The organism is Rhizobium fabae (assembly GCF_003985135.1).
Classification (GTDB): Bacteria; Pseudomonadota; Alphaproteobacteria; order Rhizobiales; family Rhizobiaceae; genus Rhizobium; species Rhizobium pisi.
Map to the genome: position 1 here is coordinate 119,613 of NZ_ML133646.1, position 13,465 is coordinate 133,077.

The following is a 13,465-nucleotide window of genomic DNA, read 5'->3' on the forward strand; positions in this document are numbered from 1 at the left end:
TTGTTGATGGACTTTGTTTTTTAGTCGGCGTTCCGTCGCCTCCCTCAATCCTGTGCTCGTCACAGGAATCCAGGCCGCCCAAGTCATTGGGCGCGAAAGACTCTTTCCATTGAAATTTTGATTCATTCACGGCGCAGGAGAGGTGGCGTAGCTGGCATAGGGCCACGCCTTCTTCTGCCGCCTAGCGTAGCTTTGGCGCTCCAGAGCCAGCAAGTCAGCAGGATTTGTCAAATCCGGATATGGTTCTCTGCGGTCGATCGATTTGCATGAGGTTCTGACATGAATGGTGAAACGGCATGGGCACTTTATGAAAACCGCCTGAGGCGGGTTTCGGCCTATATTCACGACCACCTCGACGAGGAGCTGGATATGGAGCGCCTTGCCGAAATCGCCTGCATGTCGAGCTATCACTGGCACAGGGTCTACCGGGCGATTTACGGCGAGACGCTGGCGGCGACCGTCAAGCGGCTCAGGCTGCATCACGCGGCGGGTGAGATCGTCCGCACGGAGCTTGCCGTCAGTGAAATTGCGAAGCGATCAGGCTATCCCAATCTCCAATCCTTCAATCGCATCTTCAAGTCGGTCTACGGCATGCCGCCGGCCCGCTACCGGAAAGAGGGAAGCCACACAGCCTTCGAACCCTCACCTAACGGAAAGACCAAAGCCATGCTGGACGTTACCATACGCGAGATCGGACCGATCGAGCTGATCGGCGTTGCCCATACCGGTTCCTACATGCAGATCGACAAGGCCTTCGAGACGCTGTTCGGCACGCTTTATGCCCGCGGCCTCGCCAGGCCCGACATGCGGATGATCGGCGTCTATCTCGACGATCCCGACATCGTGCCGGAGGAAAAGCTGCGCTCGGTCGCCTGCGTCACCGGCGCTGCCGAGGTGCCGGCCGAGGCGCCGTTCGAGCGGCGCACGATCGAGGGCGGCGATTATGCCGTGCTGCGCCACAAGGGGCCCTATGCCAATATGCCCAAGTCCTATCAGTGGCTGTTTGCCGAATGGCTGCCGAAATCCGGCCGGCAGCTGAAGGACCGGCTGATGTTCGAGGAGTATCTCAACAATCCGCGCGACGTGCCGCCGACCGAGCTTCTGACGGATATTCACATGCCGCTCGTCTGACGACAGATATCTCCTGCGCGGCGATAGTCCAAAGTGCACGCGTCCTTTGCGTATCCGAAAGAACGCGGCGCTGTAGCCGCCGTGCAGGATTTGACGGTCAGGCGGCCTGCATCGCCTTGCCAGCCTCGTCGTCCAGCGCTTTGGCGCGCTTGTGGGCCTCACGCTCGCTGATGCGGCCGAAATAATCGATGAAGGCCTGGCGCTTCTCGATGCTGCCGAAATCAAGGCCCCAGCCGATATGGGAGCCGACATAGACGTCGGCGGCAGTGAAGCGCTCGCCGGCGACGTAGGTCGAGTCAGAGACGGCCATCTCCAGCGCGTTCATGACGTCGCCGAAACTGCCGCAACCAGCCATGCGCAGACGTTCCGGGGGAACTTCGAAGCCGAGAGCCTTCATCGTCACCGCCGATTCAAGCGGGCCGGCGGCAAAGAACATCCAGCGGTAATAGGAGGCGCGTTCCTCCGGCCTCGGCGCCAGGTCTTTTTCAGGAAAGGTGTCGGCAAGATAGGCGCAGATCGCCGCGCATTCGGTGACGACAGTGTCGCCGTGGCGAATCGCCGGCACCTTGCCCATCGGATTGACCCGGAGATATTCCGGCGCCTTCATGGTTCCGCCGTAGGTCAGGAGTTCGGTGCGGTAGGGTTGGCCGATCTCCTCCAGCATCCAGCGCGCGATGCGGCCGCGCGACATCGGGTTGGTATAGAATACCAGTTCTTCGGTCATGACGCCTCCTCGTATTCCCTAGTTTTCTGTGTTGCTGTCGCCCGGAATCAATAGCGCGGCGAGGTCTTTATGCAAGCCCCCGAGCCTAAAGCGCCTTTCGGTATTGAATGAAACCCGAACGCTCGGCGATCCTGTCATAGAGGCGCTGCGCTGTGGCATTGCTTTCGTGCGTCATCCAGTAAAGCCTGCCGGCGCCATTTTGCCGCGCCAGCCCGGCGACTGCATCGATCAGTGCTGCGCCGGTGCCGAGCCCGCGTTGATTGTTCTCGACATAGAGATCCTGCAGATAGCAGGTCCATTGCGGCAGCCAGCAGGAGCGATGGAAGATCGCGTGCGTGATGCCGACGAGGCGGCCGTCGTCGTCAAAGGCGCCGAGCGCATGCATCATTTCATCGGGATCGTGGAAGCGGGCCCAGGTAAGATCGGTCGTCTCGGCAGGGATGGCCACTTCGTAGAAACGCTGGTAGGCCGCCCATAAGGGTTCCCAGGCGGCACGGTCAGAAGGTTCGAGCGGGCGCACGGTCGCCGTCATTTCCTGTTCTCCCAAAATGAAAACGGCGGGGAAATCCCCGCCGCTTCAATGCTACCCCGAAAGGAGAGGCTTACGCCATGGCCTTCTGCAGGTTCTGGTCGATCTTATCGAGGAAGGCAGTGGTGGAGAGCCACGGCTGATCGGGGCCGATCAAGAGCGCAAGATCCTTGGTCATGAAGCCGGATTCGACGGTGTCGACGCAGACCTTTTCCAGCGTCGAGGCGAAGCGGGCAAGCTCGGCGTTGTCATCGAGCTTGGCGCGGTGGGCGAGACCGCGGGTCCAGGCGAAGATCGAGGCGATCGAGTTCGTCGAGGTTTCCTGACCCTTCTGGTGCTGGCGGTAGTGGCGCGTCACCGTGCCGTGAGCGGCTTCGGCTTCGACTGTCTTGCCGTCGGGCGTCAAGAGAACCGAGGTCATCAGGCCGAGCGAGCCGAAGCCCTGGGCAACCGTGTCGGACTGGACGTCGCCGTCATAGTTCTTGCAGGCCCAGACGTAGCCACCGGACCACTTGAGCGCGGAGGCGACCATGTCGTCGATCAGGCGGTGTTCGTACGTGATGTTGGCTTCCTTGAACTGATCCTTGAATTCGGTCTCGAAGACTTCTTCGAAGATGTCCTTGAAGCGGCCGTCATAGGCCTTGAGGATGGTGTTCTTGGTCGACAGGTAGACCGGCCACTTGCGCATCAGGCCGTACATCATCGAAGCGCGGGCGAATTCGCGAATCGATTCGTCGAGGTTGTACATGGCCATGGCGACGCCGGCGCCCGGAGCGTTGAAGACTTCCTTCTCGATGACCGTGCCGTCTTCGCCGACGAACTTGATCGTCAGCTTGCCTTTGCCGGGGAATTTGAAATCGGTGGCGCGGTACTGGTCGCCGAAGGCGTGGCGGCCGACGACGATCGGCTGCGTCCAGCCGGGAACCAGGCGGGGAACGTTGCGGCAGATGATCGGCTCGCGGAAGATGACGCCGCCGAGGATGTTGCGGATCGTGCCGTTCGGGCTCTTCCACATTTCCTTGAGGTTGAATTCCTTGACGCGGGCTTCATCGGGCGTGATCGTCGCGCACTTGATGCCGACGCCGTACTTCTTGATGGCGTTGGCGGCGTCGACGGTAACCTTGTCGTTGGTGGCGTCGCGGTTTTCGACCGAGAGGTCGTAATAGTCGATATCGAGGTCGAGATACGGATGGATCAGCTTATCCTTGATGAGCTGCCAAATGATGCGAGTCATTTCATCGCCGTCGAGATCGGCGACGGGATTGGCGACCTTGATCTTGTTCATGTATCTGCCTCGTTCGAGCTTGAATGGGGACGGGGTCCCGGGTGGGTTATGTGATGAGGAGCGCTATAGCATTGTGAACCCGGAACGCAAAGCTGCAACGGGTTCGACAATGCGTTTTTGCCGCCATTGCCAAGCGCAGAAATCTGGCTAGTGTCCGGCCTGATTTGCCCCGCCCGGAACATTCGACCATGAAGACGATTGCCCTCACCATCACCAGCCTTATCGCCTTTTCCGGCATCGGCCACGCCGCCGACGCCACAGCTCCGGTCAAGGAGATCATGGAGGCGACCAAGAACAACTGGGCCGACAACAACAGCGACTGGACCGATATCTTCGATGCGAGCCGGCTCGACCATCTCTACAGCAAGGATTTCGTGGCGAGATATCAGGCCGCCGCGCAGTTTCCTGCGGTCGATGACGACGGCATATCGCCGTTCGATTACGACGTCATTGTCAACGGCCAGGATGCGTGCCCGCTGCAGGATCTGACGATAGCGGCGGCGCCGCCGGTCAATGGCGCGACCGAGGTGACGGTGCGCTTTCAGAAGTCCGCCTGCTCGGACGCGCCCGATGCCAAAGACTATACGACCGTTCGCTTCGAGGTGGTCGAGGAGGGCGGCAATCCTGTGATCGACGATATCATCACCGAGAATATCGAGACGCAGGCCCGTGATTCCCTGAAGGCGACGATGGCGCTGATTGCCAAGGGCCAGTAAGCGCGCGACATTCGACCAGTGTTGGGAGGATGGTCTCCGGCGATTTGATTTCCGCTCCCACGGCGGTATCTATCGATGCTTCAGGCATGAGGGGCTCATGCATTTGTTTTCCGGTTTTCAGTTCCGCGACTGGCTGCTCGCCAACGATCCGGCGCTTTCGCGCCTGCGCATGGGCTTGCGGGTGACGCTGACGATCGTTCTTTCCTTCCTGATCCTGCTTGCCATCAAGACCCTCATCCTGCCATTGCCGACCGCAGCTTTCGGTCTCGGCATCGTATTGTCAATCGAGGGTGGGGTGGCGGTGCGCGACAAGGGCAATTCGCGCCAGTTGGTGACACGGCTCTTCGGTTGCGTCGCAAGCCTTGCGGTCGTCGGAATTGCGGCGGGGCTCGAGGATCGCCGCCTTCTCTCCGATCTCGTCTTCCTCCTGATCATCGCGCTCGCCTCGGCAGGGCGAGTGTTCGGGCCGCGCGGCTTTGCGATCGGCATGTTCGCCTTCACCTCCTATTTCATGGGCGCCTATTTCAAGCCGTCGCTTGCCCAACTGCCCGAAGTGGCGATCGGCCCCGTCGTTGCGGTGCTCGTCGGCCATGTGGTGAGGGCGGTGCTCTTGCCCGACGACTGGCGGCGCGACCTGCTGCGCTCACTCGAGAGTGTCAGGGGCCGTATCAACCAGATCCTCTTCAAGCTCGCCACCCTTGCCGGCAGCGCCGAGATCGGGGAAGCCGATCGCCAGGAACTGCGCCAGCTGGAAGACCGGCTGAAGGAAGTGGTGCTGATGGCTGAAACCTTCATCCCGCGCCCACCGGCCGGCGTCTTCGACGGTGCCGCCGATCCCGCCGCCGAGCTGGCGATCCGGCTCTTCGATGCGCATCTTGCCGCCGAGAGCGCGATCGTGCTGAGCTTCCAGAGCCCGCCACCCTTCGCCCTCGTCCATGCGGTGATCGAGGCCGACGCGGCGGAGCTCGCAAGATACGAGAACACGACCGAAGCCATCGTGGATCAGCCGCAGGGCGAAACCGTGCGGGCGCTGCTCTGGCTTGGCGAGGCGCGGCAGCAGTTGACGCAGGCGATCGGCGAGGGACAGGCGTCCGGTTTTTCAGGCATCGATGCGGTCAGGGAAACGGCTCAAACCCAGCCGATCGACTTTTCGTTTGCCAATCCGCTGCTGCGCTCGGCACTGCAGATCACGCTCGCATCGGCCATCGCCATGAGCTTCGGCCTGCTCTTGTCGCGCGAGCGCTGGTTCTGGGCGGTGCTTTCCTCCTTCCTGGTCTTCACCAACACCAATTCGCGCGGCGACACGGCGATGAAGGCGCTGTCACGCTCGCTCGGCACCGTGTTCGGCATCGCAATCGGCCTGGTGCTCGCGACGCTGATTTCGGGCGAGCCCGCGATCGCCATTCCGGTCGCGGTCGTTTGCATCTTCCTCGCCTTCTATTTCCTGCAGGTTTCCTACGCGACGATGACCTTCTTCATCTCGATCGTGCTTTGCCTGGTCTATGGCATGACCGGGGTGCTGACACTCGACCTCCTGAAGCTGCGCATCGGCGAGACCATGATCGGGGCTGCGGCCGGAACCGCGGTCGCCTTCGTCGTCTTCCCCGCGCGTACACGCGGTGCGCTCGATGCAGCGCTTGCCCGCTGGTTCGAGGCGCTGCGCGAACTGCTCGGCGCGATGGGCGAAGGTAAGCGCGGTTTCGAGCTGATCGCGCTGTCACAGAAGATCGATGCCTGCTACCGCGACATCACGGTGGCGGCGAAGCCGCTCGGCTCCTCCTGGTCGGTGGTGACGCGGCCGGGCCAGATCCGCCAGACGCTGGCGATCTTCCTGTCCTGCACCTATTGGGCGCGCATCCTGGCAAGGAACCACGATGCGCCTGCTGTCGACGATGACCAAAAGAGATTGATTGCGGCGGATGTGGCACTGATCGACCAAGCGGCTCCGCGCGGCTCGACCTGTTTCTTCATGGCGCGGAAGACACCGCGGACGACGGGGCGGCACTTGCCATTGTCGCGCGAGGGCGCCAGGCTCGGGCTCGAAATGATCGGTTCGGCGCTGGAAAGGCTCTATCCGCAGGCTGACGTCTTGCCGTTTGTACCGGGCGAGGCTATTGCGCGCTCGAAACAGGGATAGAACCATGGCAGGCACGAACAGCGAGCGTCAACTTCTGGCCGAAGGGCCGGCCATCATTCTGGTCGAGCCGCAGATGGGCGAGAATATCGGCATGGTGGCGCGCGCCATGGCGAATTTCGGTCTTGCCGAACTTCGCCTTGTCAATCCGCGCGACGGCTGGCCGAACGAAAAGGCGCTGGCGACCGCCTCCAAGGCCGACCATGTGATCGAGACGACCAAAGTCTACGACACGCTGGAACAGGCCGTCGCCGATCTCAATTTCGTCTATGCGACGACGGCCCGCGAGCGCGATGGCTACAAGCCGGTCCGCTCGCCCGTCATCGCTGCCGAAACGCTCAGGGCGAAATTCCGCGCGGGTGAGGGCACCGGCATCCTTTTCGGGCGCGAGCGCTGGGGATTGACCAACGAGGAGGTGGCGCTTGCCGACGAGATCGTCACATTTCCCGTCAACCCTGCCTTCGCCTCGCTGAATATCGCCCAGGCCGTGCTGCTGATGTCCTACGAATGGATGAAATCAGGCATGGAGGATCTGGGCGACGTGCCTTTCCAGGCGATCGGGCAGACGCCCTCGACCAAGGAGCAGCTGTTCGGCCTGTTCGATCAATTGGAAGAGGCGCTTGATGCGCGCGGTTATTTCCACCCTGCCGGGAAAAAGCCGAAAATGGTCGACAATCTCCGTGCCGTTCTATCCCGCCGGGCTTTCACGGAGCAGGAAATCAGCGTGTTGCGCGGCGTCATCTCCTCCCTCGACCGCTTTTCGCGCAAGAGCCCGCGCGGCGGCCGGTTCCCGACAACGGCCAAGGAAACTCCGCCCGATGACAGCGCCGACGCATGAGCTGAAACCCGTCCTCGTCTTCGATTCCGGTATCGGCGGGCTGACCGTGCTGCGCGAGGCGCGCGTGCTAATGCCCGAGCGCGGCTTCATCTATGTCGCCGACGATGCCGGCTTTCCCTATGGCGGCTGGGAGGAACAGGCGCTGAAGGAGCGGATCGTCGGGCTATTCGGTCGGCTGCTTCAGGAATACGACCCCGAGGTCTGCATCATCGCCTGCAACACTGCCTTCACGCTCGTCGGCGCCGACCTGCGCGCCGCCTTCCCCCAAATGACGTTCGTCGGCACCGTACCGGCGATCAAACCGGCGGCGGAACGCACGCGTTCCGGCCTCGTCTCGGTGCTCGCGACGCCCGGCACCGTGAGGCGGGCCTATACGCGCGATCTCATCCAGTCCTTCGCCCAGCAATGCCACGTGCGGCTCGTCGGCTCGGAAAATCTCGCGCGCATGGCCGAGGCCTATATTCGCGGCGATGCCGTCTCCGACGAGGCGGTGATCGAGGAAATCGACCAGTGCTTCGTCGAAAAGGACGGCCGCAGAACCGATATCGTCGTGCTGGCCTGCACGCACTACCCCTTCATGGCCAACCTCTTCCGCCGGCTCGCGCCCTGGCCCGTGGACTGGCTCGATCCGGCCGAAGCGATCGCGCGGCGCGCCCGCACGCTGGTGCCGCTGGTCGCCGATGCCGTGCATCCCGACAATTTCGACTTTGCGGTCTTTACATCAGGTCAGCAGGATTTCGCGACGCGACGGCTGATGCAGGGGTTTGGCTTGCGGGTGTGACGATCGGTTCGACTGCTGGAATTGTCCTGTGGGTTGGCGAAATCCGATCCTGAAAGATAGCGTATTCTTTGATAGACGGGGCGCTGCCGTTTCGGAAGAATGGCGTTTCGTTCATGTGAGTCTCTTCGCCGCGAGGATCAGCATTGCAAGTTGGCATCGATATGGGATTGGCGTCCGGCAGCCCGGCGACGCTCGATATCGAGGAGCTGCTGGCGACCCGTCTTCTCGTGCAGGGGAATTCCGGATCGGGCAAGTCGCATCTGCTGCGCCGTTTGCTGGAGCAATCCGCGCAATGGGTGCAGCAGGTCATCATCGATCCCGAGGGTGATTTCGTCACGCTCAGCGACAGGTTCGGCCATGTCGTCGTCGACGGCGAGCGCACCGAGGCGGAGTTGGCGGGCATTGCCAACCGCATCCGCCAGCATCGCGTTTCCTGCGTGCTGACGCTCGAAGGCCTCGATCTCGAAGACCAGATGCGCGCCGCCGCGGCCTTCCTCAACGGTATGTTCGATGCCGACCGCGAATATTGGTATCCCGTTCTCGTCGTGGTCGATGAGGCGCAGATGTTTGCGCCATCCGTCGCCGGCGACGTTTCGGAAGATGCGCGCAAGATGTCGCTCGGCGCAATGACCAACCTGATGTGCCGCGGCCGTAAGCGTGGGCTTGCCGGCGTGATCGCGACGCAGCGGCTTGCCAAGCTCGCCAAGAACGTTGCGGCCGAAGCCTCGAACTTCCTGATGGGCCGCACCTTCCTCGATATCGACATGGCGCGCGCCGCCGACCTGCTCGGCATGGATCGGCGCCAGGCGGAGATGTTCCGCGATCTCAAGCGCGGCAATTTCGTCGCTCTCGGACCGGCTTTGTCTCGCCGGCCGCTGCCGATCCAGATCGGCTCGGTGGAGACCTCGGCGCGCTCCTCCAGCCCGAAGCTGATGCCGCTGCCGGATGCGCCTCAGGATGTCGAGGACCTGATCTTCACGCCCGACCCCGAGGAATTCCAGCGCCCGCTGGTGCGCCGCGCGCCGCCGGCGCCGCGGCCGACGACCGATATTCTTGCCGAACTCTCGCGTTCGACACCGGCGGCGTCGGCAGCACCTGTCGAGGCGAGAGCGAGCCAGGTGGAAGTCTCCGCCGAGGAGCGGGAAGAGCGCCTTGCCGGCGTGCTGGCCGAAATCCTCGACGATCCCGCCTCCGCTTTCCGTACAGATTCGGTGCTCTACCAGGATTTTCTCGTGCGGCTGCGCATGCGCCGCGTGCCGGGACCGCCCATCGCGCTGCCGGATTTCCGCCGGCGCGTGGCGGTATCACGTTCCGGCGTCGATGCGGTAACGGCTGGAACGGAAGCCTGGGCGACGGCGCTGTCACTGTCATCGGGCGTCACCGACGATCTGCAGGGCGTTTTCCTGATGCTGGCCAAGGCCGCCGTCTGCGGTGAGCAGTGCCCGTCGGATGCCCGCATCGCCCGCGCCTACGGCACCCATTCCGCCCGCCGCGCCCGCCGTCTGCTCGGCTATTTCGAGGAGCAGGGGACCGTTGTCGTGCACACGGATTTCTCCGGCAAGCGTATCGTTGCTTTCCCCGACATGAATTGCCAGACGGCACCGGGCGATGCCAATGCGCCTGATACGGGCGACCAGCCGCTGGCGGCGGAATAGTCACGCTTTCGAGCGTTGCCGCTGTTGACATTTTCATGACGGGCCTCTAAAGACCGCGCCAAGCACCGGGCAGCAATGTCCGGTGTTTCATTTGACATGTCCCGTGGATCGTTCCTGTTCGCTAACCGGAACATCCTGTCAGATCTCGGCAGAGATCAGAGGAGGGCGTGTTTCCTTCGTGCGGTTTGGCAACAGACCGTCATAAACCTTTGAAAGGAAATGCGATGAGCAAGCGCGAATCGTCCAAGTACAAAATTGACCGCCGTATGGGCGAAAACATCTGGGGCCGTCCGAAGTCCCCGGTGAACCGCCGCGAATACGGCCCGGGCCAGCACGGCCAGCGCCGCAAGGGCAAGCTTTCGGACTTCGGTGTGCAGCTGCGCGCCAAGCAGAAGCTCAAGGGTTACTACGGTGACCTGCGCGAAAAGCAGTTCCGCGCGATCTTCGCCGAAGCCGATCGCCGCAAGGGCGACACGTCTGAAAACCTGATCGGCCTGCTGGAATCGCGCCTCGACGCGATCGTCTATCGCGCCAAGTTCGTTCCGACGGTCTTTGCTGCCCGTCAGTTCGTCAACCATGGCCACGTCACCGTCAACGGCGTTCGCGTCAACATCGGTTCCTACCGTTGCAAGGCCGGCGACGTCATCGAAGTTCGCGAAAAGTCGAAGCAGCTGGTGACCGTTCTCGAATCGGTCAGCCTCGCCGAGCGTGATGTTCCCGACTACATCGAAGTCGATCACAACAAGATGGTCGCAACCTTCGGCCGCGTTCCGACGCTCAGCGACGTTCCGTTCCCGGTCGTCATGGAACCGCATCTGGTCGTCGAATTCTATTCGCGTTAAGAAGCACCAGGCGTTTTCGCATATGGAAAAGCCGCTCTTTCGGGCGGCTTTTTTGTTATCTGGAGAGAAGCGATGGCGGATTTGCAGGCGACCCTCGATAGCATCTACAGCGATATCCTGCCGCGCGTCGGCGAGGGTAAGGTCGCCGACTATATTCCCGAGCTCGCCAAGGTCGATCCACGGCAGTTCGGCATGGCGATCGTCACCGTCGACGGTAAGGTCTTCCGCGTCGGCGATGCCGATGTTGCCTTTTCGATCCAGAGCATATCGAAGGTCTTCATGCTGACGCTGGCGCTCGGCAAGGTCGGCGAGGGCCTATGGAAGCGTGTCGGGCGCGAACCTTCCGGATCGGCATTCAACTCGATCGTCCAGCTCGAGCACGAGAGCGGGATTCCCCGCAATCCCTTCATCAATGCCGGCGCGATCGCGGTCACCGACGTCGTCATGGCCGGTCACGCGCCGCGCGAGGCGATCGGCGAGTTGCTGCGCTTCGTCCGATATCTCGCCGATGACGAGTCGATCACCATTGACGACAAGGTGGCGCGCTCCGAAACCCAGACCGGATACCGCAATGTCGCGCTCGCCAATTTCATGCGCGCTTACCGGAACCTCGACCATCCCGTCGACCATGTGCTCGGCGTCTATTTCCATCAATGCGCCCTTTCGATGAGCTGCGAGCAGCTCGCCCGCGCCGGACTGTTCCTGGCGGCGCGGGGCAGCAATCCGATGACCGGCCATTCTGTGGTCTCGCCGAAGCGGGCGCGGCGCATCAACGCGCTGATGCTGACTTGCGGCCATTACGACGGTTCGGGCGATTTCGCCTATCATGTCGGTCTGCCCGGCAAGAGCGGCGTCGGCGGCGGCATCTTCGCGGTGGCGCCCGGCATCGCCTCGATCGCGGTGTGGTCGCCGGGGCTAAACAAGGTCGGCAACTCGCAGCTTGGCGCCGTGGCGCTCGAAATGCTGGCGGCACGCACCGGTTGGTCGGTTTTCGGCGATTGAGGCTGTGTTGGCGAGGGGCTTTCTGCTAAGGCAAGCACGAATCTTCGATGGGACGAAGCAATGAATATCGCAGCCGATATCTCCGATGATCTGGAAACCGGCGAAGCTGATGGCGGCATCGGCCATGCGCTGTTCTCGGATGCGCCGCGCTCGGTCTCCTTCAACAAGCTGCGCAAACGGCTGTTGCGACAGGTGCGCCAGGCCTTCGACGATTTCGACATGCTGAAGGGGCAGAAGCGCTGGCTGGTCGGCCTTTCCGGCGGCAAGGATTCCTACGGGTTATTGGCGCTGCTGCTCGATCTGCAATGGCGCGGCCTGCTGCCGGTCGAGCTCATTGCCTGCAACCTCGACCAGGGCCAGCCGAACTTTCCGAAGCACGTCCTGCCGGATTATCTGACGAAGATCGGTGTGCGGCACCGGATTGAATATCGCGACACCTATTCGATCGTGAAGGAGAAGGTGCCGGAGGGCGCTACTTATTGCTCACTCTGTTCGCGGCTGCGGCGCGGCAATCTCTATCGCGTCGCCCGGGAGGAAGGCTGCGACGCGCTGGTGCTCGGTCACCACCGCGAGGACATTCTCGAAACCTTCTTCATGAATTTCTTCCATGGCGGGCGGCTTGCCTCGATGCCGGCAAAGCTTCTAAACGACGAGGGCGACCTGATGGTGCTGCGGCCGCTTGCCTATGCCGCCGAGGACGATCTCGCCAAGTTTGCCGCCGCCATGCAGTTTCCGATCATTCCATGCGACCTCTGCGGCTCTCAGGACGGGCTGCAGCGCAATGCGATGAAGGATATGCTCGCTGATATCGAGCGGCGCATGCCCGGCCGCAAGGACACGATGCTGCGGGCGCTTTCGCATGTGAACCCGTCGCATCTGCTCGACCCGAAACTCTTCGACTTTTCCAGCCTTGGCGTCACCGATCCTTCATGAAGGGCCGGCTATGCAGGCTGCCCATTGCATGAAGGACAGATTTCGCATGACTATTTCAGACACGGATATTCTTTTCCTCGGCGAGTGCGTCAGGCAAGCGGCGCAAGCCGAGATCATGCCGCGCTTCCGCAATCTCGGCGCTGCCGACGTCCAGGAAAAGACCTCGGCCACCGATCTGGTGACACAAGCCGATCTGCTTGCCGAACACAGGATCACAGCCGCATTGAAAGAGCGCTTTCCCGCAGCACTCATCGTCGGCGAGGAGGCCTATGACGCCGACAAGTCGGTGGTGCCTGCACTTGCCGATGCCGAGCTTGCCTTCGTCATCGACCCTGTCGACGGCACGTTCAATTTCGCCGCCGGGCTTCCCGTTTTCGGAACGATGCTTGCGGTCACCGTCAGGGGCGAGACTGTCGCCGGTATCATTCACGATCCCGTTCTTGGCGACACAGTGACGGCGATCAAGGGGGCGGGAGCCTTCCTCACGCGGCAGGACAGGCAGTCGAGTAAGCTGAAGGTGGCGGAACCCGCCGCACTGAACCAAATGGTCGGCGGCATATCATGGGGTCATATGGACGAGCCGGACCGTTCGCGCACCTGCGCCAACATGGCAAAGGCCCGCATGACCTTTGCTTTCAACTGCTCGGCCTACGAATACTGGATGGTTGCCTCCGGCAAGCTGCATTTCATTGGGCATTCGAAGCTGATGCCCTGGGACCATCTGGCCGGCGTGCTTGCGCATCAGGAGGCCGGCGGCCATACGGCGAAATTCGACGGAACGCCCTACAGGCCAGGAGAGATTTCCGGTGGCATCATCTCGGCGCCGGATAGGGAAAGCTGGCAGACGATCCGCAGGGAAATCATCGGCCGCTGATAAACCGAAGAGGAATTTGCC

General features: G+C 62.1%; 13 protein-coding genes. 10 read left to right on the forward strand and 3 right to left on the reverse strand.

The features are described from left to right. Positions 1 to 279 precede the first annotated feature (279 nt). A complete protein-coding gene (locus EFB14_RS03630; RefSeq protein WP_126822794.1) occupies positions 280 to 1,131 on the forward strand; it encodes an AraC family transcriptional regulator in 852 nt (283 codons plus the stop codon). 97 nt (positions 1,132 to 1,228) lie between these two features. Here the strand turns inward: EFB14_RS03630 and EFB14_RS03635 are convergent, their stop codons facing one another. From EFB14_RS03635 to EFB14_RS03645, 3 genes are all read right to left on the reverse strand, one after another. After that, entirely contained in the window at positions 1,229 to 1,855 is a 627-nt protein-coding gene (locus EFB14_RS03635) for a glutathione S-transferase family protein (protein ID WP_126822796.1), read from the reverse strand. 85 nt (positions 1,856 to 1,940) lie between these two features. After that, on the reverse strand, positions 1,941 to 2,387 hold the full coding sequence (locus tag EFB14_RS03640) for a GNAT family N-acetyltransferase (protein WP_126822798.1): 447 nt from the start codon (positions 2,385 to 2,387) through the stop codon (positions 1,941 to 1,943). Between the two features lie 70 nt (positions 2,388 to 2,457). Next, positions 2,458 to 3,669, reverse strand: a complete 1,212-nt coding sequence (locus tag EFB14_RS03645) for an NADP-dependent isocitrate dehydrogenase (protein ID WP_126822800.1) — start codon at positions 3,667 to 3,669, stop codon at positions 2,458 to 2,460. A gap of 188 nt (positions 3,670 to 3,857) precedes the next feature. Between EFB14_RS03645 and EFB14_RS03650 the strand changes: the two genes are divergently transcribed. From EFB14_RS03650 to EFB14_RS03690, 9 genes are all read left to right on the forward strand, one after another. Next, positions 3,858 to 4,385 (forward strand): hypothetical protein, encoded by a 528-nt coding sequence (locus tag EFB14_RS03650; protein WP_126822802.1) that lies wholly within the window; start codon positions 3,858 to 3,860, stop codon positions 4,383 to 4,385. 97 nt (positions 4,386 to 4,482) lie between these two features. After that, complete coding sequence (locus tag EFB14_RS03655; RefSeq protein ID WP_126822804.1) at positions 4,483 to 6,522, forward strand: FUSC family protein; 2,040 nt, start codon at positions 4,483 to 4,485, stop codon at positions 6,520 to 6,522. 4 nt (positions 6,523 to 6,526) lie between these two features. Then, positions 6,527 to 7,357: an RNA methyltransferase gene (locus EFB14_RS03660; protein WP_126822806.1), complete on the forward strand. Its 831-nt coding sequence runs from the start codon at positions 6,527 to 6,529 to the stop codon at positions 7,355 to 7,357. Continuing rightward, a complete protein-coding gene (gene murI, locus EFB14_RS03665) occupies positions 7,338 to 8,138 on the forward strand; it encodes a glutamate racemase (protein WP_126822808.1) in 801 nt (266 codons plus the stop codon). The genes EFB14_RS03660 and murI overlap by 20 nt, the downstream gene beginning before the upstream one ends. A gap of 143 nt (positions 8,139 to 8,281) precedes the next feature. Further along, complete coding sequence (locus tag EFB14_RS03670) at positions 8,282 to 9,793, forward strand: helicase HerA domain-containing protein (protein ID WP_126822810.1); 1,512 nt, start codon at positions 8,282 to 8,284, stop codon at positions 9,791 to 9,793. A gap of 224 nt (positions 9,794 to 10,017) precedes the next feature. Then, positions 10,018 to 10,635 (forward strand): 30S ribosomal protein S4, encoded by a 618-nt coding sequence (gene rpsD, locus EFB14_RS03675; RefSeq protein ID WP_126822812.1) that lies wholly within the window; start codon positions 10,018 to 10,020, stop codon positions 10,633 to 10,635. 72 nt (positions 10,636 to 10,707) lie between these two features. Then, entirely contained in the window at positions 10,708 to 11,637 is a 930-nt protein-coding gene (locus EFB14_RS03680) for a glutaminase (RefSeq protein WP_126822814.1), read from the forward strand. A gap of 60 nt (positions 11,638 to 11,697) precedes the next feature. Further along, positions 11,698 to 12,570, forward strand: coding sequence for a tRNA 2-thiocytidine(32) synthetase TtcA (gene ttcA, locus EFB14_RS03685; protein ID WP_126822816.1), 873 nt, complete (start codon positions 11,698 to 11,700; stop codon positions 12,568 to 12,570). A gap of 46 nt (positions 12,571 to 12,616) precedes the next feature. Then, positions 12,617 to 13,444 carry an inositol monophosphatase family protein gene (locus EFB14_RS03690; RefSeq protein WP_126822818.1) on the forward strand — a complete coding sequence of 276 codons (828 nt, stop codon included), beginning with the start codon at positions 12,617 to 12,619 and terminating at the stop codon, positions 13,442 to 13,444. Positions 13,445 to 13,465: the final 21 nt, after the last annotated feature.

Excerpts from the sequence above, each read along its gene's own strand:
- EFB14_RS03630 (WP_126822794.1), top strand. The coding sequence starts at position 280 with ATGAATGGTGAAACGGCATGGGCACTTTATGAAAACCGCCTGAGGCGG.
- EFB14_RS03635 (WP_126822796.1), bottom strand. The coding sequence starts at position 1,855 with ATGACCGAAGAACTGGTATTCTATACCAACCCGATGTCGCGCGGCCGC.
- EFB14_RS03640 (WP_126822798.1), bottom strand. The coding sequence starts at position 2,387 with ATGACGGCGACCGTGCGCCCGCTCGAACCTTCTGACCGTGCCGCCTGG.
- EFB14_RS03645 (WP_126822800.1), bottom strand. The coding sequence starts at position 3,669 with ATGAACAAGATCAAGGTCGCCAATCCCGTCGCCGATCTCGACGGCGAT.
- EFB14_RS03650 (WP_126822802.1), top strand. The coding sequence starts at position 3,858 with ATGAAGACGATTGCCCTCACCATCACCAGCCTTATCGCCTTTTCCGGC.
- EFB14_RS03655 (WP_126822804.1), top strand. The coding sequence starts at position 4,483 with ATGCATTTGTTTTCCGGTTTTCAGTTCCGCGACTGGCTGCTCGCCAAC.
- EFB14_RS03660 (WP_126822806.1), top strand. The coding sequence starts at position 6,527 with ATGGCAGGCACGAACAGCGAGCGTCAACTTCTGGCCGAAGGGCCGGCC.
- murI (WP_126822808.1), top strand. The coding sequence starts at position 7,338 with ATGACAGCGCCGACGCATGAGCTGAAACCCGTCCTCGTCTTCGATTCC.
- rpsD (WP_126822812.1), top strand. The coding sequence starts at position 10,018 with ATGAGCAAGCGCGAATCGTCCAAGTACAAAATTGACCGCCGTATGGGC.
- EFB14_RS03680 (WP_126822814.1), top strand. The coding sequence starts at position 10,708 with ATGGCGGATTTGCAGGCGACCCTCGATAGCATCTACAGCGATATCCTG.
- ttcA (WP_126822816.1), top strand. The coding sequence starts at position 11,698 with ATGAATATCGCAGCCGATATCTCCGATGATCTGGAAACCGGCGAAGCT.
- EFB14_RS03690 (WP_126822818.1), top strand. The coding sequence starts at position 12,617 with ATGACTATTTCAGACACGGATATTCTTTTCCTCGGCGAGTGCGTCAGG.